Raw genomic sequence first — 22414 nt, forward strand, 5'->3', positions numbered from 1 at the left:
CAATCGTGAAGTAGTAAAGTGACAGATTTTTATAGTTTTTATTAAGCTTTTGTTTCTGTAGCACGATTTTTGTCTCAAGGGTTTTTATGTAAGATAAAACTCTTGGGCATTGCGTTAGAACTGTGTATAAATGCTTGATCAAACGAAGAGAGAGACAGTTATGAAATTAGATAAGATCGAAAACAAAAATCGTCGTCTACGTAAAAAGCTATACCTGGGTGAATTCGCGATTCTTGGCTTTGAAGTAAGCTGCAAAACATCGATTACTGATTTTGACCAATACGATGTGTTCATTGATGAATTCATCGACTTCATCGATAGCATTGATTTGTGCTTTGGTGGTGGCGGCCTTGAGTTGTTTGAAGGTTTCTTATGTTCGATCGAGCGATACCGTTCAGTAACTGAAGCTGAACAACTTCAGGTTGCACAATGGCTTGAAGCGCGTGCTGAAGTGACGAAAGTTGAAGTAAGCGAGCTGATTGACGCAAACTACGCGTTCTAAGTTGATCCTATAGCGTTAGCTTTGCTTAGAGAGCAACACGACCTTTTGGACGAGTAACAATATACAAAACAGAGGCCGAATCGGCAATTCGATTCGGCCTTTTTGCGTTTTGACTTAGAGAAGGATTCGAAGCGGGTTAGGGTGGTTATTCACAATGGAGTGGAGCGTGACGCGCCGAATGGTTCATTGGGTATCGGGACTAAAAATGCGCAGTCGATATTGATGCTGCATCACAGCGTACTAAAAACAACAAAGGCAGAGAGCTCATTTCAGCAAAGCTTTTACTTGCCTTCTGTGTAGTTCATTCTGCCTTTGTAATGAGCAGGGCTGTTTTGCGGCAGCCTGTTGAAGATTAAGGGACGTTACGCGTCATTTTTCTCTTCGTTGCCTTCATTCACTTTTGCATAGAAGTGAAGCAGCTCTGTGAGTTCTTTAACCCAACCAAACGCATCTTTTGGTGCGTTCTTTAAGATCTTCTCAACTTTCTCACAGTGCACTTCAATTGCGATCGCTTCTTCAAGGTTGAAAGAGATCGAGTAGAAATGCCATAACAGCAGGCGAGTCATGCGTTCAATGTTTTGTTGTGAGTTTTCTGATTCAGAGAATGCTAGGTTTACTTCGCCTAATGCAATCGCTGTCATTCGTAGCATTGAATCGAACTTCGCTGATTGCATGCGCTCTTCGCTGGTCACTTCTTCTTGTTCGAATGTGAATAGCTCTGTCATTGCGTCTTCAGGAACAAGGCGATGGATCATTCTTAAACTAAATTCTTCTAGTTCATGACGAGGCATGGTGATTAAGCAATTTAAGGTGTAGTCGCGTTGCATGGTGTTCTCTTGAATCGGCAAAAAGGTCGCACAGTTTAATAGAGAAGCAGGCTGAGAAAAAGAAGATTTTAGATAAGCCTGCAAAGGTAGGCTTATCTAGACATCGTTGTTGTGAAAGTGAGTAGTAGGAATGCTTGAGCAAGCGCAGTTAAGCCTTGCTGTGAGCGGGAGGCTGATACTGCATTGATTGATCATTTCTCATAAAGATATTGCTAGCCACTAAGCTGCCAATACAAATAGAACCAAGAGCCAGCCAGGTTAGCGTGTCAGGGATCTCGCCAAACATTGGGATAGCCAGCAGAGTCGCAATTGCGGGTGTTGCACTGCCGAATGCAGCCGATCGTTCTGCTCCTAAGGTCTTTACTGAATAAAGGTATGTGAACGCCGCTATTAAACCTGCGCCAACGCCTTGTACTGAAGAATGCACAGCAAGCTCGGTAAGTGGCCATTGAGTGATGGGTGTGTCTGCTAGATGGCTAGGGAGCGTCCCAGTAACGATGAAAAGTAATAATAGTAACGTCGAGCAGAGAGAGATGAGGCCAGCACTTAACAATGCGTCAAGATTGGCCACACGAGCAGAAATTGTAAATATCGCCCACATCGAGCTTCCGCATAAGAATAGCATGTGTCCCTTGATGTATCCGAAGTTGAAACTGCTTAAGCTCGCGCCTAAAAACAGCATGATTCCGAGTAACACCATTGCTAATCCCGCGACTCGATGTCTGCTCAGTGGTTGCTTAAAAAAGAGGACCGCAATGCCTGTAACAAATAGAGGCAGTGTCCCGGGTACTAAAGCACTTCCGTGAGAAACCGGAACGAATTGCATCGCTGTACCAGCAACAAGCAAGTAAGGCAGGCCACTACCGATGAACATACCGAGTAAGTATTTTGTAGGGACCGTAGTGACGATGTTACGGGCTTTCCACACTAATGGTAGTAGCACGAGGGCTGGTATGAAAAAGCGTGTGAGAGCGATGTCTGCGGGCGTTAAATTTGAATTGGCTCCGCCTTTCAGTGAGAGAAAAAAACTTGCCCAGATCAGCAAAGTGACAGTAATGGAAAGATAGCCAAGCTTCATAATATAAACAAACAAGTGAATGGTGATTCATTATGAGGGGATTTACGTGCCTCAAGTTGGCAAAATTGAATGAGACTTTACTTACTGTTGGTGATTTTTGCTAACATGATGCTAATTGTTGGTGATTACAACCCTTGATGCTGCCTTTTATGTTTACCACGTTGATTGGTGATACATCTAAAAAGGGGGCTGCTCTCATTGCTCTTTTTAATACCCAAGGATAAGTCGCGTTATGGACAGAATAGATAGACACCTTCTTGAACTGCTGCAAAAAGATGGTCGATTGACAACGGCTGAACTCGCCGAGGAGGTCGGGTTATCTGCGTCTCCATGTGCTAGGCGTATAAAAAGGCTTGAAGAAAAAGGGATTATCGACGGCTATCGCGTGAGCTTGTCGCGAGAAAAAGTGGGTGTGGCAATGAGTGTGTTTGTCGAAGTGAGTCTAAATAATCACCAAGAAGTGTCGATCGATAAGTTCGAAGGTGCGATTGTCGAGATGGAGGAGGTGATCAGTTGCCATGTTGTCTCTGGCGCTTATGACTATCTTTTGGAGGTGGTTAGCCCAAACCTAATGGCCTATGAAGCATTTACTAGAAAACTTCAGCGGCTATCTAACGTCAAAGACATCCATACTCACTTAGCGATAAGGCAAGTAAAAGGTAATGCGCCGCTTCCAGTGTATACCGACTAACCCGATGGAAAGTTTAGTTGTTATTGGGGAGAGTGAGCTGAAAACGAAATGATTTGCTCGTCTTGGAAGAGTGTTAGACCACCAAAAAACTCACACAAAATGGCAGACTCTCGGCAATAAAAAACGGAGCACCTCGTGAAAGGTACTCCGTATATGATAGGTGCAAAACTTAGTGATACTTAAAGTTAGAGATTGAACAATCTCCAGTTTGTGCATTAATTCTGAATGAAAAAGCATGTGAATGATAATCCACACCGTCATTCCAGATTGTTTCTCCAAATATCTTACATAGCTCTAATTCACTTACTGAACCGAACTCTTCCATGTGTTTAGCTACAGATAAAAGCTTAGCTCTTATCTCTGCAGTCCATTCCGTGTTACTCAAGCAGTTGAAAGCCATAGTTTTTTGCATATTACCTAGCCAAAATGTTTCTTGTTATTAAGTTATATGAAGATTCATGATAACAATTTTCTGGCGTTTGTAAATCTATTTTGTGATGAATCTCTCATATAATCACTTGCATTGGTTGGAAATTGAACTTTGTTGTTGATAGTTAGCACATTAGTTTTACAGGTTATTGATAAAGCTTTGATTAAGGCTGGGTTGAATACATTTTCATCAGACCTAGCTGATTTTGCAGATAAATCTAGCGAAGCGGTTCGTTTGATTGAACGCTTTCCCGTTCATTTGATTGGCGCGCAGCATCGATCATTGTTGCTTCCTGACGATACCTAAACGATAGTTGCCTGAACTTTTCACTCAGCACATTAAGGTCTTGTGAGAGAGACTACGAGCTCTTCACATGTGACAGTGCACTTTCTGACTGGCGCATTAGCTTGGCTTTATCACAATCTTGAGCCATTGCTTCCCATAGTTGAGCAAGAGAGCGAGCGTCTTCTAGTTCGGTAGATACTAAATAGGACTGTTTAAGCAGAACTTCGGAGATATCGTAAGCGGTATTCATGTGGCTGTTGAGCTGTGTATTAAATTTTTGTTCGTATTTTGCCCAAAGTTCAACGACTTGCTCTCCAGTGAAATGTTTAGACAGTAGGGTCTGTGACTCATAGGTTGAGAGAACTTGATTGAACTCTTTTGTGTATTGGTTATAGCGAGTTTCAAAGGTGAGCTGACGAGCTAGCAGCGTTTGCCAACTCTCACTGTTACATTCACCAGCTATTACCACACTAGCACTCAAAGATACGTTTATGATCAGAACCTTAACCCAAAAACTCATGACCTTCCTCTACTTACGATGTTCTCAATATAGAGTATAGATGAGCTGATGCGTGAGTTGATGTACACTGGAAATTCACTTCAAACGGATAAGCTGGTGGATTGAATGAAAAAAGCGCTGATCGCTTTACTTGTATTGTTAATCTTGGGTGGAGGAGGCGCTGCGTACTACTTCTTCATTATGAAGAAAGATCCTACGCCACCAGAAAAAGTTGAAGAGCCCGTTGCTGAAACTATGGAGCAACCTATATCTGAATTAAAGCCAGTTATGGAACTACAACCTGAGCCAGAGCAGACAGAGTTTTATGTGTTAGATAGAAAGCTCGAGGTGGTAGAACAGCCTGAGATTGATGGCTTGATAACGGACTACCTCTACAAAGGCGAAAAGGTCGAAGTACTTGAGAAGCAGGGGGATTGGGCTCGTATTTCCGATTATATTGTTCTGAAAGAAGGGGGACCAAAGATTGCCGAATGGGTGGCGATGTCAGGTCTCTCGAATGATGAAGTGGTTATTTCTGATAAGGAAAACAAAGAGATATTAGACTCTTACTTAGTTAAGTCCGACGATCTTAAGTTGTACCAAGAGAAATTTCGTAACTCAGTTGCTAAGTTGATTTCTGAAGGTGAGTGCGAACCAAGTGACTTTGAAGAGTTAGGTGGTTGGGTAAAATCAGTTCGGTATAGCGAGCGCGATGTTTACTTTATCTACTGCGGTGGTTTATCTCTTGAAAACAAAATTTATCTTGATGTAAATACCAATGAAATATTTATAGATTAAGAGACAATCAAGTATTACTATTGAGAATGTAACCGTCGCTAGACTATAAGTTATTAATTAATTATTAAAGCCCACTCTGCAATAGAGTGGGCTTTTTTATTATTTAGACAATGGAGTTTCAATCATTTTACCTTTAAATTCATATTGAGCACTTTATAGGATAAATAAGATAGATTTATTAATAAGAGATAATTCTATTGCTAATATTCTTCCGGTCAATTAATTATATTTATAATATTGCATTCTTATTGAAACAAGATTTGGATTATAGTTTTCTCTTTGCTTTACAGTGACTTACCCTTTGTGTTGACATAAGTGCCATTAAAAAATTAATTCAAAATCATAAGCTTGCGTGCATTTCACATATTCTTAACATTTCACGATTTTTGAGACGCAAGTCAGATTTTCATAGATTAATGGAAATTATTTTCTGTTTGTAATAATAATTTTTGATTTTTATATGTAGTGTTTAATTAAAGCGAAACGAAAAGATTAATTGTCGAGTAAGACATTATCTTATTAACATCATTGTTACTTTAATTGTTTGTAAGGGATGGAACCATTAATGAAAAAACTTGCTTTAATTACAGGGTCAAAGGGCGGTATCGGATCGGCAATATCTTCTAAGCTAGTCGCTGATGGGTATCGTGTGATTGCGACTTATTTTACTGGAAATTATCAGTGTGCGCTGGAGTGGTTCAACGAGAAACAATTTACTGAAGATCAAGTGAGATTGTTTGAATTGGATGTCACCAACACACAAGAGTGCGCATTGAGCTTGAGCAAGTTGTTAGAGGAAGAGGGAACCGTTGATGTTCTCGTTAATAACGCTGGCATTACACGTGATAGCGTATTTAAAAAGATGAACGCCGAAGCGTGGAAAGAGGTTATCGAAACGAACTTGAACAGCTTGTTTAATGTGACTCAACCTCTATTCGCTCCTATGTGTGAGAAAGGTAACTGCAGAGTTATCAATATCTCCTCAGTGAATGGCCTTAAAGGTCAATTTGGGCAAACCAACTACTCTGCAGCAAAAGCGGGAATGATTGGTTTTTCGAAAGCATTAGCAGCAGAAGGTGCGCGCAGCGGCGTGACCGTTAATGTTATTGCTCCGGGTTACACCGCAACGCCAATGGTTGAACAAATGAAGCCTGAAGTATTGGATTCAATCAAAAACCAAATCCCAATGAAACGTTTAGCAACGCCTGTGGAAATTGCCGAAGCGGTTGGGTTCCTAGCAAGTGATTCTGGTGCGTATATTACGGGCGAGACTTTGTCTGTAAATGGCGGCTTATACATGCACTAATTGCAGAAACTGACAAGGATTGAATGATGGAAAAAGTATTTATAGTTGCGGCAAAACGCACGCCTATTGGTGCATTTACGGGTTCATTGAAAGGTATTACAGCAGGTGAATTGGCTGGTGTTGCGATCAAAGGTGCATTGGACTCAGTAGAGCTTCCTTTAGATGTCATTGATGAAGTGATTGTAGGCAATGTGATTTCCGCTGGTCAAGGTATGGGCGTTGCACGTCAGGCTTCAATCTACGCAGGGCTACCTGAAGAGACTCCAGCTTACGGCGTTAACATGATCTGCGGTAGTGGTATGAAATCAGTCATGGACGCTGCAGCTCATATTAAAGCCCAAGATGCAGAAATCGTAGTTGCTGCGGGCGTGGAGGTGATGTCTCAAATCCCTTTCGTGGTTCCGCCAAGTATTCGTAACGGACACAAAATGGGCGACATTTCGATGAAAGATCTGCTTGTTGGCGATGGCCTGACGGATGCGTTCAATCATTATCACATGGGTGTGACAGCAGAGAACATTGCGAATGCATTGAATATCTCGCGTCTTGCTCAAGACAACTACGCGCTAGAAAGCCAACAAAAAGCGGTAGCTGCGATTGAAGCGGGTAAGTTTGCTGACCAAATTGTGCCTGTTGAAGTGAAACAGCGCAGACAGACCGTCACCTTTGATACCGATGAATATCCGAAAGCGGATGCAACGTTCGAAGGTTTGCAAAAGCTTCGTCCTGCATTCGACCGTGAAGGTACGGTCACTGCGGGCAACGCTTCGGGCATTAATGATGGCGCGAGTGCAATCATCTTGGCTTCAGAGAGTGCTGTAACGAAATACGGCCTGACACCACTGGTAGAGCTAACAAGCTACGCACAATCTGGATTAGACCCAAAGATCATGGGCTTGGGTCCAGTAGAGGCTCTATCTAAAGCGCTGGATAAGGCTGACTTAACACTCGAACAAGTTGATCTGTTTGAGTTAAACGAAGCGTTTGCGGCTCAAGCTTTAGGTGTGATGTATCAGCTTTCAGAGCAACACGATCTACCTCTTGAAGCCTTTAAACCAAAAGTGAATGTCAATGGTGGCGCGATTGCTCTTGGGCATCCACTAGGCGCATCGGGGAATCGAATCATTGTCTCACTTATTCACGAAATGCTTGAGCAAGAGAGCACTTATGGTGTTGCTTCACTCTGTGTAGGTGGGGGAATGGGAACCGCTGTTTTGCTAAAGAGTATTGAAGGCTAACCCCCGACGTATCATTGGCAAACTAAACAATTTATCGCGGCAGTCTACAAGGTGCGTTAGTGAGCAATAATGCCTTGGCTGAAACGATACAAGTACGAATTTACTAAACTATGTATTCATCAGGAGTTACTTATGTACACGGATATTTTCAAAACAATCACTGACCAAACTGAAAAGCAATTTGAACCGTACTTTAAGTTCAACAAGTTAGTTGCAAAGAACGTTCAAACCATGACGGAATTGCAAATGAATGCGATGAAGACTTATACGGACATGGGTCTTGCTCAAATGAAAGCGGTAAGTGAAATTAAAGATGTGAACAGCCTTACTGCATTCAACAGCCAGCAACTAGCAGCGTTAACTCAACTGTCTCAACAGATGATGAGCGACAGCGCAAAGCTGCAAGCGGTGGCGAAAGAATTCAAAGAAGACGTTGAAACACTAACAACTGAAAACTTGAAAACAGTTACACCTGCATAAATTCAATCGCCATCGAGTTAGCGCAGTGTTTACTGTGAGGCTCGGTGGCGATTTTCCGATTATTGGAGTCATGTTATGTTTCAACACTTCTTTTCGGACTACCTTGTTAAACTTCAACAAACAAACCAGCAATGGTGGGACAACTTTGAACAAAACAAGGAAGCCGCGCAATCTCCCCTAAACCAAGCGATGCAAGAATTGAATTTTGACGATGCATCGAAAATCTTCGAGCAAGCCGCTAAACAACCCGCTGTACTCCTTCAGTTACAATCCCAATGGTGGGAGCAACAACTTAAGATCTGGCAAAACGCCGCATTGATGGGTAACACAGAGAGTGTCATTACTGAAGATCGCAGTGATAAACGCTTTATTGATGAAGCGTGGAAAAACGACCCATTTTATAGTTTTATAAAGCAATCCTATCTGTTGTTTAGCAAAAGCTATATGGACACCATATACTCAATTGACGGCATTGATGAGAAAACTAAAGAGCGTGTTGCGTTCTTCTCACGTCAAGCGATTAACGCACTTTCGCCGAGCAACTTTATTGCGACAAACCCAGAGCTGATGAAATTGACGCTCGAGCGAAATGGTGAAAACCTGATCGATGGGCTTGAGCAATTGCAGGCTGATGTTGAAGCAAGCGCTGATATCCTCAAGATCCGTATGACTAACAATAATGCATTCCGGTTGGGAGTAGATGTTGCCAATACAGAAGGGGACGTTGTTTTTCAAAATGAATTGTTCGAACTGATTCAATACTACCCGAAAACGCCTCAGGTTAATGCTACGCCCTTGCTGATCGTGCCGCCGTTTATCAATAAGTATTACATTCTCGATCTTCGTGAGAAGAACTCGATGGTTCGCTGGTTGCTTGAACAAGGGCATAGTGTGTTCATGATGTCTTGGCGCAATCCTAGTGAAGCACAGAAAGAGTTAGAGTTTGGTGACTATGTTACTGAAGGTGTAGCGAAAGCTGTGACCGCAATTGAAGACATTACCGGCAAAGAGCAGATCAACGCTGCGGGTTACTGTATTGGCGGAACCGTATTGGCTTCAACAGTCGCTTATTATGCAGCTAAGCGTATGAAGAAACGCATTAAAACCGCGACCTTCTTTACGACTCTATTAGACTTCTCTCAGCCGGGAGAGGTTGGCGCATATATCAATGAAACGATCATTAACGCCATTGAGAAACAGAACGACGCTAAAGGCTTCATGGATGGTCGTTCATTAAGCGTAACGTTCAGTTTGCTTCGTGAAAACAGCTTGTACTGGAACTACTACATCGATAACTACCTCAAGGGCAGCAGCCCAATGGAGTTTGATCTGTTGTATTGGAACAGTGATAGCACTAACGTTGCGGCTAAATGCCATAACTTCTTGCTGCGAGAGCTTTATCTTGAAAACAAACTGGTTCAAGACAAAGGCGTGAAAGTAGGCGGTGTTTGGGTTGATCTGAATAAGATCAAAATACCAAGCTACTTCATCTCGGCTAAAGAAGATCATATTGCCTTATGGCAGGGGACTTACCGTGGTGCACTGAATACCGGTGGCAATAAAACGTTTGTGCTTGGAGAGTCTGGTCATATTGCAGGCATTGTTAATCACCCAGACAAGAAAAAGTACGGATTCTGGCTAAACGACAACTTAGATGATTCTGCGGACGAGTGGCTATCGAATGCTACTCACAATGAAGGTTCTTGGTGGACACACTGGAATCAATGGCTACAAGGCTTTGAAGCGGGTGAAAAGATTGAACCGTTCAATCAAGGTTCTGAGTTATATCCTGTGATTGGTAAGGCACCAGGTAACTACGTAAAACAGGTGCTTCCAATTGTCGATAAAGCTGAGAGCGATACAGAAGTCACTGAGAAAGGCGGTCAACCAAGCGACGCGTAGTTTTCGTATGGATACTTTGCAGCAATAAGACAGAACCGCAGGTAACAAAAAGCCACTGAACTCAGTGGCTTTTCAACTTTAACTTATCCCTAACGTATCAAAAGTAGGAAAAAAGTTGATTCGATTCTTAATCCATTTCTTTGTCTTTACCCATAGATAAAATCCAAAGAGATACGGCTGCAACACCTACGAAGCCGGCAAGAATGATAAATGGCATAGCACTGTAACCTAGTATATGCCAAATCACGCTTTCTAAAGTACTCATTCAATTGCTCCTTATTGCCAGCCTTCAACACCGTGCATGTCTGGTAACTTATGTGCGATACCCTTGTGGCAGTCTACACATGTCTTCTCACCAGAAGCCAGCGCTGTTGAGTGTTGTTTTGCACTACGAGGACTCTGCTCAGAGAAATCCATGTAATCGAACTGGTGACAGTTACGACACTCAAGTGAATCGTTCTTCTTCAATCGAGCCCATTCGCGCTCCGCTAAGTGATGACGACGCTCTTTGAATTTCTCAGGCGTGTCAATTGTCTTAGCAATAAAGTGAGCGTACAGCTCTTTTGATGCTTGAACCTTACGAACAATTTTATCCGTCCATTCATGTGGTACGTGACAGTCTGAACAGATTGCACGAACGCCTGAACGGTTAGAATAGTGAATTGTATCTTGGATCTCTTCAACGATAGGTGCGTGACAGCCAGAACAGAATTCTTCTGTATTGGTTGCTTCCATACCCGTGTTAAATGCACCCCAGAACAAAAGACCGCCAGAGAACCCCAAGAAAAGCACAAGGCCTACGGCTGCTTTACTTGGAGTTGTTAGTCTTTTCCAAAACGCTTTTAGTAATTTCATATAATCGCCTCTCTACAATACGACTAAGATTAGCGTAGTGAGTCAACAGGTTTGAATTCGTTCTCTACTAACGGTTTTGCATTAGCTTGAGGAACGTGACACTGCAGACAGAAGTAACGACGAGGTGAAACGTCAGCAAGTACTGCATCTTCACGGTTCATGTAGTGAGTAACACTAATTTTTGTTGCACCCATCTCTTTCGCATTTTTCCAGCTGTGGCAAGACAGACATTTATTTGCGTTTAGAGACACTTCGTAGCTACGGATATTGTGTGGTACCAATGGTGGTTGGTATACGTAATCACTTTCAAGTACTTGCTCGCGAGGGTACTTTTTGAAGTCGTCTGCTGCACGCGTTGCCTCAAGCTCACTTGCACCACGTAAAGACTCTACGCCACCAATGCCGCCAGGGTTATCCAGTTCAGCTTGAGCCACTCCAGCTAACAAAAGACCGGCTGATAGTAGGGCAGTAATCAGTTTTTTCATGTTAATTTCTCCGCCTAAAGGCTAATTCTTTGAGAGGACTACTTTTTCTAAATGGTGAAAAAGTAGCCGCAATATTAAATACTTAAGATCGTTTCTCTAAGCCTAAGGCTTAAGCAACTTTAGTGATCTTAACTGGACACTTCTTGTAGTCCGTCTGTTTAGACAGAGGATCCGTTGCATCCAAGATCAACTTGTTGATCAGAATTCTTGCATCAAAGAATGGTACGAATACCAAGCCTTGTGGTGGACGGTTACGGCCGCGAGTTTCAACACGCACACGAACTTCACCACGTTTGTTTTCAATAAGAACTTCATCACCACGGCGTAGGCCACGAGCTTTAGCGTCAGCAGGATGCATGTAACAAAGTGCATCCGGTACTGCTTTGTAAAGTTCTGGTACACGACGAGTCATAGTACCTGTATGCCAGTGCTCAAGAACACGACCAGTACATAACCACATGTCGTACTCATCATTTGGTACTTCTGGTGGCGCCTCGTATGGAGCATTGATGATCAGTGCTTTACCGTCTGGCTTACCATAGAAATCCCAACCAGAGCCTGCTTTCGCATATGGATCTGAACCTTCTTTAAAGCGCCATTGAGTTTCTTTACCATCAACAACTGGCCAACGTAGACCACGAACTTGGTGGTAGCGATCATATGGTGCTAAATCGTGACCGTGGCCGCGACCAAAGGCTGCATATTCTTCGAATAGGCCTTTCTGTACGTAGAAACCTTGTGCTTGTGCGTCGTCGTTAAGCTCTTGAGCTTCAGACAGAGGGAAAGCATCAACATTGCCGTTTTTGTAAAGCACGTCGTACATGGTCTTGCCACGTAGTTCAGGTGCTTTAGCTAGAAGCTCTTCGCCCCAAACTTCTTCGATAGTGAAGCGTTTAGAGAACTCCATGATTTGCCATAGGTCAGACTTAGCTTCACCTACAGTCTTTACTTGCTGGTACCAAGCTTGTGTACGACGCTCTGCGTTACCGTAAGCACCTTCTTTTTCAATCCACATTGCTGTTGGAAGGATAAGGTCAGCGGCTTGCGCAGTTGCTGTTGGGTAAGGGTCAGAACATACGATGAAGTTTTCTGGATTACGGTAACCAGGTAGACGTTCAGTGTTGATGTTTGGACCAGCTTGCATGTTGTTGTTACACATTACCCAGTAAGCATTGATAGTACCGTCTTTTAGTGCGCGGTCTTGAGCAACAGCGTGTTTGCCTGGCTTAGGTGGGATAGTGCCTTCTGGAAGTTTCCAGATTTCTTCTGCAATCTTACGGTGTTTAGGATTTGCAACTACCATATCTGCTGGTAGACGGTGAGAGAACGTACCTACTTCACGAGCTGTACCACAAGCAGATGGTTGGCCAGTTAGTGAGAATGGGCTGTTACCTGGAGTAGAAATCTTACCTGTTAGAAGGTGGATGTTGTACACAAGGCTGTTCATCCATACACCACGAGTATGCTGGTTCATCCCCATTGTCCATAGAGACATTACTTTGATGTTTGGATCCGCGTACTGTTTCGCAAGCTTAATCAGGTTCTCTTGAGATACGCCTGACATTTCAGATGCTTTCTCTACTGTGTACTCTGCAACTGCTGCTTTATACTCTTCGAAAGTGATTGCAGTCATTGCACCTGAGTTAGGGTTTGCTGCTGCTTTCTGTAGTGGATCGTCATCACGAAGGCCGTAACCGATGTCAGTCGTTGCCTGTTTGAAGTGCGTGTGCTTGTTTACGAAGTCCCAGTTAACCGCATCGTTTTGAATGATGTAGTTTGCAATGAAGTTTGCAATTGCAAGGTCAGACTGAGGGTTGAAGATGTAACCAGTATCTGCAAGCTCAAAAGAACGGTGGTAGTAAGTAGACAGTACGTTTACTTGAACGTGTGGGTGGCTTAGACGACGGTCTGTGATACGAGTCCATAGTACTGGGTGCATTTCTGCCATGTTTGAACCCCACAGTACAAATGCGTCTGCGTGTTCGAAGTCATCGTAACAACCCATTGGCTCATCGATACCGAAGGTACGCATAAATGCACCTACCGCTGAAGCCATACAGTGACGAGCGTTTGGATCGATGTTGTTTGAACGGAAACCCGCTTTCATCATCTTAACAGCAGCGTAGCCTTCCATTACTGTCCATTGGCCAGAACCGAACATACCAACACCAGTTGGGCCGTTCTTCTTAAGAGAGGCTTTCCACTTCTCAGCCATTACGTCGAATGCTTTGTCCCATGATACAGGTGTGAAATCACCATCTTTATGGAACTCACCATCTTTCATACGAAGAAGAGGTTGCTCAAGACGGTCTTTACCGTACATGATTTTTGAAAGGAAGTAGCCTTTAATACAGTTAAGGCCTTTGTTTACAGGTGCTTCAGGGTCGCCTTGAGTTGCAACCACTTTGCCATTTTGAGTACCCACTAGTACCGAACAGCCTGTACCACAAAAACGACAAGGCGCTTTATCCCAAGTGATTTTTGTTTGATCTGAGCTAGCAATCAGGTTGGTTGCTGTTGCTGGTAGTGTTACACCTGCAACGGCTGCCGCAGATGCAGCTGCGTTTGCTTTCACAAACGCACGTCTTGTCATTTTCATACTTCACCCTCGATTTGAGAATTGTTGCTTCCAGTTTCTAAATCCGTTTCGTCTAGTCCAGTTTCGATTTGGTGGTAAACCAAAGCTGTCCCTAAAACGTTCTTTATGTTGTTTATTGCTTCGATGGTGTCCGTTACAAAACCTTGGTTCTCGGTTTCTAGAACCACGATGATTTTGCCTTCAGGGCTATCTCCGTAGATTTCAGCGTTATCGAATTGATCGATCTCCGCTTTGATCTCGTTTAAATGCTCTGGGCTCACATGCACGACTAAACTTGATATATGCACTTCATTTAGTGCCATAAATTGCTCTCATTATTTTTATTTATGCATTAATCACAAGAATAGCTGAAGTAGGGCAAACAGATACGCAGGCTCCACAACCGCTGCACTCATCTAACTCGATTTTTGGTAGAGCAACACTCCCTGCTCTAAGTTGAAACTGAATGGCCATAGGTTCACACATGTCACCACAGCTTCGGCATTCAACATTTTGTTGCGCTAAACACTTATCAGAAACATGTGCTTTTGCTTGCCAAGGCTCTCCTTGCTTTGGCTTAAAAATGGGTTCAGGACAAACTTCTGCACATTGATAACAAAAAGTGCATTCGTCTTTTGAAAAGTCGACAGTAGGAAACCCACCATCACCTACAATGATTATCTTAGTCTCACAATTTTCGATACATTTACCGCAACGAGTGCAGTCATCTGCAAAACTTTCTAGATTGTTTATCCAAGGCAATCGAATCTGGCTTGAATCTACTTTTCGCCTGGAAAATAGGCGTCGTCTTGATAGGTCTACCACTAAATGCCTACTAATGTTGCCAAGATGTTGTAATTGTAGATCATTGTTTCGTTAATATGTTGTCATTTATCCTCACAAGTAGTGTAGTTTTAGAAATATTTGTATAAATACCCCTTAAGGGCTAAATGGGATTCTATATTGTCTTAGATCAATAAATTACGAAGCGTTTGGTCACATATTGAATGGAGCTCTGTTTTTTGATGTGTGACAATAGGTTTCGGACAGCCACTTATTTACATTCAGGATATTGATTTTGCTTATTAAATCTGTTTCATCTGTAACGAGTACAATAGCTAAATCACTGCTTTCCATACTGCTGTTGTCGGTTGCTACGACGGGCTTCGCCATCTTTACCTTAGCTTCCAGTTTGAATGATGCAGAAGCGGTTAACGTGGCTGGTTCAATGCGCATGCAAAGCTATCGTTTAGCGCATGATATTCAAATAGAATCAGCTGATTATGACTCCCACGTTAGCGAATTCGAAAGTTCTCTTTATTCTCCATCCATGACCAATTTGGTCAGTTGGGAAGTGCCGAGAGACATCACAGAAGATTACTATTTAATTATTGGTCGCTGGCATGAACTGAAACAAGTATTAAACAGTGAAGATCGCAAGCACTATCTCGTGTTGGTTGAAAACTTTGTTAATGAAATAGATGGCTTCGTTTTCAAGCTGCAAGAGTTTTCTGAAGATAAGTTAATAAAGTTGGCGTGGGCCGGTGGTGTTGGCTTAGGTGGAATTCTAGTCATATCTCTTTTTGTTGTTCATTTTGTACGTAAACAGGTTGTTAAACCGCTACATGCTCTTGTCGGTGCGAGCCAAAGAATCAAAAACAGCGACTTCGAGGTAGAACTCAAGGTGACCAGTAACAACGAAATGGGCATTTTGACCAAAACCTTCAACTCGATGGCCAAAGATTTAGGCGTGCTTTATCGAAACCTTGAAGATGTGGTGGACGCGAAGACAATTGAGCTGCAAAACGCTAACCAGTCGCTGCAGGCACTTTATTACTCGTCACAAGAGCTCACGGTTACGCGTATTGCCCCTGAAAACTTCCGAGCTATCTTGCAGCATCTCGTGAGCTTGGAAGGAATTGAATCACTGAGGCTCGAGATTTTAGATAACTCAGGCCGTTCATTGATTATGGATGAAGGTTACGATTCGAATTTAGGCTACGAAAAGTTTGAGATGAAACTCGACGATAACGAACTTATTCTCGGCTATTTATACTGTTCATATCACCACGGGCACTCAACTAAAGCTCTGATCGAAAGCTTCATTCAACTGCTATCCAGAGCGATCTACTACAACCGTGCTCAAAAGAAAGCTGAACAGCTTATTATTATGGAAGAGCGTGCAACGATTGCACGTGAACTCCATGATTCATTGGCTCAATCACTGTCGTACTTGAAAATTCAAGTTACACTATTAAAGCGTGTGATTGGCAAATTCCCAGAACAACAACACCGAGAGCAATCTGAACAAATAGCGTCTGAGATCGGAAACGGCTTAGCCGACGCTTATACCCAGTTAAGAGAGCTACTCACCACATTTAGGTTGACCATTAAAGAGGGCAACTTTGGAGATGCCTTAAGCACCATGCTTGAGGAACTCAGCGAAAGAACCGATGCCAAGATTAACCTCACTAATAATCTCTCATCGATTGAGCTTGATGCACACAGTCAGGTTCACTTGCTTCAACTGATTCGTGAAGCAACAATAAATGCAATAAAACACGCCAATGCCGACTTGATAGATGTATGCTGTATCGATGAGGACGGTGAAGTGTTGGTCGTGATAAAAGATAATGGAGATGGCTTTGACTCAAGTAGTTCCAAGGTGAACCACTACGGGATGAGCATTATGCAGGAGCGTGCGGCAAGACTGAATGGCGACTTGACGATTGAAGCGGCGCAAGGTGAAGGCTGTACAGTCATATTAAAATATAAAAGTTTGAAGGAAGTTAAAGTTGACGATTTGTAAAGTAATGCTGGTTGATGATCATCCATTGATGCGCAGAGGTATAAGCCAATTACTGAGCTTTGAAGACGAATTCGAAGTGATTGCAGAAGCGAGTAACGGCACTGAAGCGGTTGCTCTTGCTCATGAAGAAGAACCTGATTTGATCCTTTTGGATCTCAATATGAAGGGCATGTCTGGTTTAGATACCTTGAAAGCACTTCGTACTGACGGTTCTAGCGCAAACATTGTAATCCTGACTGTCTCTGACAGCCCTGCAGATATTGAAGCGATTGTAAAAGCGGGTGCTGATGGTTACTTGCTGAAAGACACAGAACCTGATGAACTGATTGAACTACTGAAGCAAGTACACGGCGGTGACAAAGCTTACAGCAGTGTGGTTGCTCGTTACCTAAATGACGCTGGTAGCCGCAACGACATCTTTGATCAACTGACTGAGCGTGAAATGCAGATTCTTCAAGAAGTAGCGAAAGGTTACCGTAACAAGCAGATTGCTGACCACCTGTTCATTTCTGAATCGACAGTTAAGGTACACATGAAAAGCTTGTTGAAAAAGCTACAAGTGCCTTCTCGTACTGCTGCAACCGTTCTTTACCTAGAACGCTACGGAGAAATGAAGTAGGGCTTGTTCCTTTGAAATAACACGATTTCAAGCCGTACTGTGTATCTACCCTTTGATAGCTTTTAACAACGTTGAGCATGTTGTATTAAAAAAGGCGCTGAGCTTATTAAGTTCAGCGCCTTTTTGTTTAGGTATTATATATCGGTATAATTATTAACGGCTTATGCTGCCATTGGTACTAGAACAAGAGTGCCAAAGATAACCGTGATAAGACCACAGATTACTGGTACCGACGTACGTTTTACGACTTCAAATGGGCTGATTTTACCCATACCTGAAGTTGCTACTACTACGCCAGAAACTGGAGAGATGGTACGTCCCAGGTTTGATGCTTGAAGCATTGGAATAATTAGGAAAGCAGGGTTTAAACCCATTTTCGCAGCCAATGAAGGCGCTAGCTCTACGAACGCATAGAAAGGTGCGTTACCAGAGCCTGTTGCGATAGCTGCAGCAACCGTTAGACCTGTTAGAATAAGCATCAATGCGATACCGCCAGCGCCAGCTGATTCAGCAAGACCAATTAGGTTATCAATCGCACCGATAGACATTAGACCCTGAGCAAATACGCCCGCCGCAACCAACAGCATTACCACGCCTTTGAACGCGTCAGCCATGCCTTGGTAGCAAGAGTCTAAATCTTCTAGTGTTTTCTCGCCGTCAAACTTCTTAACAACGTAGTCGATAACTGCGCCGACGAAGATAGAACCTACTACAATGGTGTAGATATCAAGTGACAGCCCTGGAATCGTACGACCGTTGAATAGGAAAACGCCGATGATAGGTAGGAATGGAAGTGCAGCGTAGAAAGCCGGTGCTGTTGTTTCGATTTCAGAAACGTCTACTTTTTCCATTGGCGTGTTTTCTTTCTTATCTAGGTATTTGTTCCAGAAGAAAGCCGCACCTGCCATCACGATGATTGCACAGATAGAAACAGGCAGTACCGTTTGAACAGCAAACACATCAAGAGACATGCCTGATTTTTCTGCTGCGATAACCACATCACCAGAGGTTGGTGAAAGAATGATGGCTGCAGGTGACGCACAAACCGCAACTGCTGCTGGGCGAGAAATACCCATTGCGGTCATCATTGGGAATAGGGTTGCCATTAATAGCACACCAAGACCCGTTGCAGAGCTTACTGCTAGAGACATTAGACACGCAACGATGTAAGCAGCAACAAGAAGTACATATGGAGATTTGATAGCAGCGAGTGGTTTAGAGAATTGTTTCACTACCACGTTGTTAGCACCAATGTGCGTCATGTAAGAAGCAAAGCCACAAAGCAGCATGATCTGCATACCTAGGCCGCCCCCGCGATACTGAAGCATGTACTTAACGAATTCTAGTGAATCGGTAACCATGTTACCTGTTGAAGCGACCTTAGCTGGTAAGACTGTGTGACCAATAAGGCCAGTAATAAGAAGTAGGGTAAGGCCAGCAGTTAGTAATACACCTGCCGCTTTATAGCCTTTCACAATAAAGTAACCAACAGCGATAGTAATCACTAGCCCGATCAAGAGCTCTAACATAGAAATCTCCACAAAGTTTAAAAAATATAAGAAAGTGTTTCAAAGTATGATAATGAATGTACAGAAAACTACACTGTGGCACGAGGCATAGTTGAGATTGATATGATCTAAGACAAATATTTTTTTCGATGTTAATTGTGGTTATAAATCGTGATTAACTACTGTTGTTTGGATGTTAATAAAAAATTTTATAGTTCGTTAGAATATAACTTGGTTCACCTTTGATGATTGCTATTGCATTTGGAGGTGATATTTTATAAAGCGCGAGCGCTTTTTGTACGTTGGAAGCAAACTTGTAACGAAGTGGACATTTATCGGAGTAAAGCAGTGAGAATGTCAGCTTTAACGGGCTTTGTTGCGTAATTCAATGGAACTAAATCAAGAACCTACGATCTGATCAGCTACGTTCACTCTTTATCGTAGTTCTATGCATAAACCTCGTGACAAAACAACCAACTGGAATCAATACAACCAATCACTTATTAACCGTGGCTCTTTGACCTTTTGGATTGATGAAGGCAATAAGCGGGTGGGCGCAAAACAAACAAAATAAGCGCAGGATGCCACGTCGGTTCAGTGATTTAGCCATCACGACAGCACTTATGGTGAAACGAGTTTTTTCTATGCCGCTGAGAGCGCTGCAAGGATTTATCGACTCGATATTTAGGTTAGCCCATGTATCTTAAGTTGTCCGCATTACACTTGTATCAGCCGTAGAGCCAAGCAAGTTGAGGTCTCATTGAAGACTAAAACGAGAGGAGTGATACAGCACCTAGCCATTGATGCGACAGGCCTTAAAGTTTATGGCGAAGGAGAATGGAAAGTCAAAAAATACGGGACAGACGGCAGGCGCAGAGTCTGGCGAAAGCTGCATATTGCCGTCGATACAAGCACTCATGAAATTATTGCAGCCGAGCTAAGTTTATCGTCGGTTACGGATGGGGAAGTTCTCCCTAACTTACTGAAACAAACACGTCGAAGTATCCTCGAGGTATCTGGTGATGGAGCTTATGACACGAGAGCGTGTCATGTTGCTATTAAGGTTAAGGTAGCCATGGCGCTTATTCCCCTAAGAGAAGGGGCAGCCTTTTGTTAGCGGGGTCACCCTAGAAACCTCGCCGTGGGTTGTCAGAAGTTATACGGCTCAAATAAGTATTGGAAAGAGCGGTATGGATACCACAAACGTTAACTCTCAGAAACCGCGATGTATCGAGTTAAGCAGGTGCTAGGAGGGCAACTGAGCTTAAGAAATTACAATGCCCAGGTGGGTGAAACTTGAGCGATGATAAAAGCATTGAACAAGCTTACTGGGTTAGGTATGCCTGAAACTTGCCGTATTGACTAAGAAACACACGAAACGGGGTAGCTCTATCTATAAATTTAATTACGCAACAAAGCCCAGTATGATCTTAAATTCGTTATATTGGCCGCTTTAAACTGGAAATAAACAAACTATTCGGATAATAATTAATTTTTATGGTTACGACAATTAAATAATGACTAATGATAAACATCACAAATTCTTTCCATAATTCAGATTAATCACTTAATAAAACTGCGTGCTGTACGATATAGTTAGCAAATAAACAATTATAATGAGCTATGACCCATGAGTGCAAAAAATAAGCTTTTAAGTTCTATCGCTATTCTTATCGTATTCATCATAACTATTTCATCAATAGTTAACTATAATCAGATCAACACTGCTGCTACAGAAGCTTACCAAAATCAACTGACTACCAGCACAAATCTTACATCCGCTGCTGTTGAAGAGAAAATTCAAACCTATTTTAATAGTCTTAACGCAATTGGTTCATCACTAGATATTCAAAATGGCATTGTGTTGATCAATAACCAAACAGTAAATGCACTTATTGATCAACAGAAAAAACTTAAAGTATCAAATTACTTTATTGGGTTGCCCGACGGCTCACTTTATGACTCGGATAGCCGAGGGCTTCACCCTACATTCAATGCCATTAAGTTACAACGGGAATGGTATGTTAAAGGAATGAAAGGGACAGGGAATGTAGTAACGACACCTTTCAAAGCAAGTACCGGAGAAATGTCAATTTCACTTGTTGTTCCAATAAAGCAAAATGAACAAGTTGTTGCACTTGTTGGCCTGAGTTTATTGATGAATGATCTTACGGACTATATTAGTCAACTAGCTGAAGGACGTAACCTATTTGTAGCAAGAGAAGACGGCTTTCTTATGGCAGCATACGATCCTTCACTGATAGGTAAGAACTTATTTGAAATCCGTCCTTCTTACGCTCAATATGCCTCCATGCCGTACAGTTCACATTCATTTTCAGTTCCTGAACGTGGTGATTTCTTTGTCGTCTCTAAGAAATCTGGAAAATTAGGTTGGACAGTGTGGAGTTTTGAAAGTTGGGAAAATATTAAAACGACTTCGAAGCAAGCTGTTATTACGAACCTTTTGTCAGGTTTAGCATTTATTATTCTTGGCTCTATAGGGGTATCAGTATTGATCCAAAAGCTCATGTATAATCCTATTGGAGGAGAGCCTAAAGAGATTGAGCATCTAGTTAACAAAATTGCCAATGGTGATCTGACGAATATCCCTCCAACAAACGACAATAGCATTGGTATTTATCGCGCAACGTTAGAAATGGCAAACAAGTTAAGTACGATAATCTCAGATATTAACATGTCATCTCAGACTCTTATTGATGTCTCTAGTCAACTGGAAACATCATCAACAGCCGTTGATACCGCATCTAATGCTCAAATGATGCAGTTAGAACAAGTTGCAACTGCAATGAATGAAATGGCAGCAACGGTAACAGAAGTGGCCCAAAATGCGGTAGAAGCATCTGTGTCTTCAAGTGAAGCGAATACGAGTTCCCGAGATGGCCTCAATATCGTTGCTGAAATGAATACTGAAATTACTAACCTTGTGAGCGATATCCGTGACGTACAGAGTGCTATCCGAAATGTTCATGTTGAAACTGAAAATGTAGGTGGAATCCTAGATGTTATTCGAGGAATAGCCGATCAAACAAATCTACTCGCGCTCAATGCAGCAATAGAAGCAGCTCGTGCTGGTGAACATGGTCGCGGTTTCGCTGTTGTTGCTGATGAGGTTCGTACACTTGCAACAAAGACTCAACAAAGCACTAATGAAATTCAGGCATTGATACAAGGACTTCAAGAACAGGCGACCAGATCCGTTGTTCTGATGCAAACAAATGCCGATAGCGTCAAATCGACGCTTGAGAAAGCAGGTGAGGCGACGGCTTCTTTGGATAGAATCCAGAGTGAAATTAGAAAGATTCAAGATATGAATGACCAAATTGCTACTGCATCAGAAGAGCAGTCTCAAGTGGCTCAAGAGATTAATGAAAACATTATCATAGTAAACGACTTGGCTTGTAAGACTTCATTAGATGTCCAAGAAAACGCTCGTACCTCAGAATCTTTAAATACTATGGCAATAGCACTTAAAGGTAGTGTTAGCATGTTCAAGCTTTAAATGT

21 protein-coding genes and 3 pseudogenes are annotated in these 22414 nt (G+C 42.5%); 13 read left to right on the forward strand and 11 right to left on the reverse strand.

The annotated features are described in order from the left end of the window. Positions 1-160: 160 nt before the first annotated feature. Positions 161-502 (forward strand): 50S ribosome-binding protein YggL, encoded by a 342-nt coding sequence (locus tag L1D11_RS15640; protein ID WP_239832969.1) that lies wholly within the window; start codon positions 161-163, stop codon positions 500-502. 114 nt (positions 503-616) lie between these two features. Next, positions 617-802 (forward strand): annotated as a pseudogene (locus L1D11_RS15645) (sensor histidine kinase); the annotation flags it as partial. A 62-nt stretch (positions 803-864) separates the two neighbouring features. On the opposite strand, the gene L1D11_RS15650 reads toward L1D11_RS15645, so the two are convergent. Together L1D11_RS15650 and L1D11_RS15655 are read right to left on the reverse strand one after the other, a co-directional pair. Next, positions 865-1329, reverse strand: coding sequence for an exoribonuclease R (locus tag L1D11_RS15650; protein ID WP_239832970.1), 465 nt, complete (start codon positions 1327-1329; stop codon positions 865-867). Between the two features lie 148 nt (positions 1330-1477). Then, complete coding sequence (locus tag L1D11_RS15655) at positions 1478-2407, reverse strand: DMT family transporter (protein WP_239832971.1); 930 nt, start codon at positions 2405-2407, stop codon at positions 1478-1480. Positions 2408-2639: 232 nt separating this feature from the next. Here L1D11_RS15655 and L1D11_RS15660 point away from each other — a divergent pair, with 232 nt between their 5' ends. After that, positions 2640-3098 carry an Lrp/AsnC family transcriptional regulator gene (locus tag L1D11_RS15660; protein ID WP_063525147.1) on the forward strand — a complete coding sequence of 153 codons (459 nt, stop codon included), beginning with the start codon at positions 2640-2642 and terminating at the stop codon, positions 3096-3098. A gap of 169 nt (positions 3099-3267) precedes the next feature. Here the strand turns inward: L1D11_RS15660 and L1D11_RS15665 are convergent, their stop codons facing one another. Continuing rightward, positions 3268-3510, reverse strand: coding sequence for a hypothetical protein (locus L1D11_RS15665; RefSeq protein WP_004740110.1), 243 nt, complete (start codon positions 3508-3510; stop codon positions 3268-3270). A 129-nt stretch (positions 3511-3639) separates the two neighbouring features. Between L1D11_RS15665 and L1D11_RS15670 the strand changes: the two genes are divergently transcribed. Further along, positions 3640-3834, forward strand: coding sequence for a hypothetical protein (locus L1D11_RS15670; RefSeq protein ID WP_239832974.1), 195 nt, complete (start codon positions 3640-3642; stop codon positions 3832-3834). On the opposite strand, the pseudogene L1D11_RS15675 reads toward L1D11_RS15670, so the two are convergent. Continuing rightward, positions 3746-4333: pseudogene (locus tag L1D11_RS15675) on the reverse strand (hypothetical protein). The gene L1D11_RS15670 and the pseudogene L1D11_RS15675 sit on opposite strands and share 89 nt — an antisense overlap. 105 nt (positions 4334-4438) lie before the next feature. On the opposite strand from L1D11_RS15675, the gene L1D11_RS15680 reads away from it, so the two are divergent. From L1D11_RS15680 to phaC, 5 genes are all read left to right on the forward strand, one after another. Next, a complete protein-coding gene (locus tag L1D11_RS15680) occupies positions 4439-5110 on the forward strand; it encodes an SH3 domain-containing protein (RefSeq protein ID WP_239832972.1) in 672 nt (223 codons plus the stop codon). Positions 5111-5675: 565 nt separating this feature from the next. Continuing rightward, positions 5676-6416: an SDR family oxidoreductase gene (locus L1D11_RS15685; protein WP_239832857.1), complete on the forward strand. Its 741-nt coding sequence runs from the start codon at positions 5676-5678 to the stop codon at positions 6414-6416. A 26-nt stretch (positions 6417-6442) separates the two neighbouring features. Beyond that, the gene (locus L1D11_RS15690) at positions 6443-7654 is read left to right on the forward strand and encodes an acetyl-CoA C-acetyltransferase (RefSeq protein ID WP_239832856.1); all 1212 of its coding nucleotides are present in this window, start codon (positions 6443-6445) and stop codon (positions 7652-7654) included. Between the two features lie 132 nt (positions 7655-7786). Next, the gene (locus L1D11_RS15695) at positions 7787-8134 is read left to right on the forward strand and encodes a phasin family protein (protein ID WP_004740115.1); all 348 of its coding nucleotides are present in this window, start codon (positions 7787-7789) and stop codon (positions 8132-8134) included. 75 nt (positions 8135-8209) lie between these two features. Then, complete coding sequence (gene phaC, locus L1D11_RS15700) at positions 8210-10036, forward strand: class I poly(R)-hydroxyalkanoic acid synthase (RefSeq protein WP_239832855.1); 1827 nt, start codon at positions 8210-8212, stop codon at positions 10034-10036. Positions 10037-10163: 127 nt separating this feature from the next. On the opposite strand, the gene L1D11_RS15705 is transcribed toward phaC, so the two are convergent. The 6 genes from L1D11_RS15705 to napF form a co-directional block, all read right to left on the reverse strand. Beyond that, complete coding sequence (locus L1D11_RS15705; protein WP_239832854.1) at positions 10164-10301, reverse strand: TIGR02808 family protein; 138 nt, start codon at positions 10299-10301, stop codon at positions 10164-10166. Positions 10302-10312: 11 nt separating this feature from the next. Continuing rightward, positions 10313-10891, reverse strand: coding sequence for a NapC/NirT family cytochrome c (locus tag L1D11_RS15710; protein WP_239832853.1), 579 nt, complete (start codon positions 10889-10891; stop codon positions 10313-10315). Positions 10892-10920: 29 nt separating this feature from the next. Beyond that, entirely contained in the window at positions 10921-11376 is a 456-nt protein-coding gene (locus tag L1D11_RS15715) for a nitrate reductase cytochrome c-type subunit (protein ID WP_239832852.1), read from the reverse strand. A 109-nt stretch (positions 11377-11485) separates the two neighbouring features. Further along, positions 11486-13975 carry a periplasmic nitrate reductase subunit alpha gene (gene napA, locus L1D11_RS15720; protein ID WP_239832851.1) on the reverse strand — a complete coding sequence of 830 codons (2490 nt, stop codon included), beginning with the start codon at positions 13973-13975 and terminating at the stop codon, positions 11486-11488. Next, positions 13972-14277: a chaperone NapD gene (locus L1D11_RS15725; protein ID WP_239832850.1), complete on the reverse strand. Its 306-nt coding sequence runs from the start codon at positions 14275-14277 to the stop codon at positions 13972-13974. Before L1D11_RS15725 ends, napA begins: the two co-directional genes overlap by 4 nt. 22 nt (positions 14278-14299) lie before the next feature. Then, positions 14300-14779 (reverse strand): ferredoxin-type protein NapF, encoded by a 480-nt coding sequence (napF, locus tag L1D11_RS15730; RefSeq protein WP_239832849.1) that lies wholly within the window; start codon positions 14777-14779, stop codon positions 14300-14302. A gap of 253 nt (positions 14780-15032) precedes the next feature. Here napF and narQ point away from each other — a divergent pair, with 253 nt between their 5' ends. Then, positions 15033-16763 carry a nitrate/nitrite two-component system sensor histidine kinase NarQ gene (narQ, locus tag L1D11_RS15735; protein ID WP_239832848.1) on the forward strand — a complete coding sequence of 577 codons (1731 nt, stop codon included), beginning with the start codon at positions 15033-15035 and terminating at the stop codon, positions 16761-16763. After that, positions 16750-17382, forward strand: coding sequence for a response regulator (locus L1D11_RS15740; RefSeq protein ID WP_239832847.1), 633 nt, complete (start codon positions 16750-16752; stop codon positions 17380-17382). Before narQ ends, L1D11_RS15740 begins: the two co-directional genes overlap by 14 nt. Before the next feature lie 161 nt (positions 17383-17543). On the opposite strand, the gene dcuC is transcribed toward L1D11_RS15740, so the two are convergent. Further along, positions 17544-18911, reverse strand: a complete 1368-nt coding sequence (gene dcuC, locus L1D11_RS15745; RefSeq protein WP_239832846.1) for an anaerobic C4-dicarboxylate transporter DcuC — start codon at positions 18909-18911, stop codon at positions 17544-17546. Positions 18912-19338: 427 nt separating this feature from the next. Here dcuC and L1D11_RS15750 point away from each other — a divergent pair. Both L1D11_RS15750 and L1D11_RS15755 read left to right on the forward strand, forming a co-directional pair. After that, positions 19339-20256: pseudogene (locus tag L1D11_RS15750) on the forward strand (IS5 family transposase). Between the two features lie 264 nt (positions 20257-20520). Then, complete coding sequence (locus L1D11_RS15755) at positions 20521-22410, forward strand: methyl-accepting chemotaxis protein (RefSeq protein WP_239832845.1); 1890 nt, start codon at positions 20521-20523, stop codon at positions 22408-22410. The last annotated feature ends 4 nt before the right edge of the window (positions 22411-22414 follow it).

This window comes from Vibrio sp. Isolate32, from assembly GCF_022397955.1.
Classification (GTDB): domain Bacteria; phylum Pseudomonadota; class Gammaproteobacteria; order Enterobacterales; family Vibrionaceae; genus Vibrio.

Bases quoted from the DNA above. Each gene is read 5' to 3' on its own strand.
- L1D11_RS15640 (WP_239832969.1), top strand. From the start codon at position 161: ATGAAATTAGATAAGATCGAAAACAAAAATCGTCGTCTACGTAAAAAG.
- L1D11_RS15650 (WP_239832970.1), bottom strand. From the start codon at position 1,329: ATGCAACGCGACTACACCTTAAATTGCTTAATCACCATGCCTCGTCAT.
- L1D11_RS15655 (WP_239832971.1), bottom strand. From the start codon at position 2,407: ATGAAGCTTGGCTATCTTTCCATTACTGTCACTTTGCTGATCTGGGCA.
- L1D11_RS15660 (WP_063525147.1), top strand. From the start codon at position 2,640: ATGGACAGAATAGATAGACACCTTCTTGAACTGCTGCAAAAAGATGGT.
- L1D11_RS15665 (WP_004740110.1), bottom strand. From the start codon at position 3,510: ATGCAAAAAACTATGGCTTTCAACTGCTTGAGTAACACGGAATGGACT.
- L1D11_RS15680 (WP_239832972.1), top strand. From the start codon at position 4,439: ATGAAAAAAGCGCTGATCGCTTTACTTGTATTGTTAATCTTGGGTGGA.
- L1D11_RS15685 (WP_239832857.1), top strand. From the start codon at position 5,676: ATGAAAAAACTTGCTTTAATTACAGGGTCAAAGGGCGGTATCGGATCG.
- L1D11_RS15690 (WP_239832856.1), top strand. From the start codon at position 6,443: ATGGAAAAAGTATTTATAGTTGCGGCAAAACGCACGCCTATTGGTGCA.
- L1D11_RS15695 (WP_004740115.1), top strand. From the start codon at position 7,787: ATGTACACGGATATTTTCAAAACAATCACTGACCAAACTGAAAAGCAA.
- phaC (WP_239832855.1), top strand. From the start codon at position 8,210: ATGTTTCAACACTTCTTTTCGGACTACCTTGTTAAACTTCAACAAACA.
- L1D11_RS15705 (WP_239832854.1), bottom strand. From the start codon at position 10,301: ATGAGTACTTTAGAAAGCGTGATTTGGCATATACTAGGTTACAGTGCT.
- L1D11_RS15710 (WP_239832853.1), bottom strand. From the start codon at position 10,891: ATGAAATTACTAAAAGCGTTTTGGAAAAGACTAACAACTCCAAGTAAA.
- L1D11_RS15715 (WP_239832852.1), bottom strand. From the start codon at position 11,376: ATGAAAAAACTGATTACTGCCCTACTATCAGCCGGTCTTTTGTTAGCT.
- napA (WP_239832851.1), bottom strand. From the start codon at position 13,975: ATGAAAATGACAAGACGTGCGTTTGTGAAAGCAAACGCAGCTGCATCT.
- L1D11_RS15725 (WP_239832850.1), bottom strand. From the start codon at position 14,277: ATGGCACTAAATGAAGTGCATATATCAAGTTTAGTCGTGCATGTGAGC.
- dcuC (WP_239832846.1), bottom strand. From the start codon at position 18,911: ATGTTAGAGCTCTTGATCGGGCTAGTGATTACTATCGCTGTTGGTTAC.
- L1D11_RS15755 (WP_239832845.1), top strand. From the start codon at position 20,521: ATGAGTGCAAAAAATAAGCTTTTAAGTTCTATCGCTATTCTTATCGTA.